The organism is Nocardia sp. NPDC058058, from assembly GCF_042885355.1.
In the GTDB taxonomy this organism is placed as follows: domain Bacteria; phylum Actinomycetota; class Actinomycetes; order Mycobacteriales; family Mycobacteriaceae; genus Nocardia.
In genome coordinates this window covers 1-697 of record NZ_JBHVSA010000017.1, presented here as the reverse complement: position 1 = coordinate 697, position 697 = coordinate 1, and the positions used below count along the sequence as shown (strand labels likewise).

The 697-nt window shown below is 74.6% G+C and carries 2 protein-coding genes; both read right to left on the bottom strand.

The genetic code is table 11. The annotated features are described in order from the left end of the window. The coding region (locus tag ACFVUS_RS43795) for a hypothetical protein (protein ID WP_387781451.1) at positions 1-381 on the bottom strand (381 nt) is incomplete at its 3' end. Beyond that, positions 297-697 (bottom strand): hypothetical protein (locus ACFVUS_RS43790; RefSeq protein ID WP_387781448.1); only part of this gene is annotated, 401 nt, incomplete at its 5' end. The genes ACFVUS_RS43795 and ACFVUS_RS43790, both read right to left, overlap by 85 nt.

Below are 697 nucleotides of genomic sequence, written 5' to 3'. Positions count from 1 at the left end.
GGGTCGGACCGAGGCGCGGTCTCCTTCCGGGCCTCGGGCGAGGGCGAGGGCCCGCCACAGGGGTACGCCGTCGATCCAGTTGACGGCCAGCCACCGGCCGCCGTCCCAGGTGCCGGCGCGCACCCGGTAGTCGGGGCTCAGGGCGTCGGCGGCGGTGAGGTGGCGGAGGTGGTCGTCCTCCTGGGCCATCTCGGCGGCCTTGTCGCGGGCGTTGTCGCCGTCGGGGTTGTTGGCCTTCAGCGCGACGGCGCCCTGGGGGCCCTGGATCTTCCAGGCCCGAGAGCCGCGCCGGTCGCTCAGGAGCTGGATCGCGGTGGGTTCGCCGGTGTGGCCGGTGAGGAGGGCGACGGCTTCGCCGGGGGGATCAGGTGCCTGGCCCATGTGCGGATCTCCGTCCAGTCGGTGGGGATGTGCTCGAACACGTCGCGGCCGTCGTCGTCGGCCGCGGCGAGCGCGGCGGCCAGGTCGGGGGTCGCGGCGAGGAAGCGTGGGTCGCGGCGACGGACGGCGGCCCTCACGGGGAGGAACGAGGCGGGGGCGGCCGGGATCCGGTGGCCGGCCGCGGTGACTTCCTCTTCTCCCGCGTAGAACTTGCCGAACATCACCCCGACCGGGCCGTAGAGGTGTTTCAGCACCCAGTGCGGCCAGGCGAGCAGGTCCCGGTGCCGGGTACGGGGTACGTCGCCCAGCAGGACGC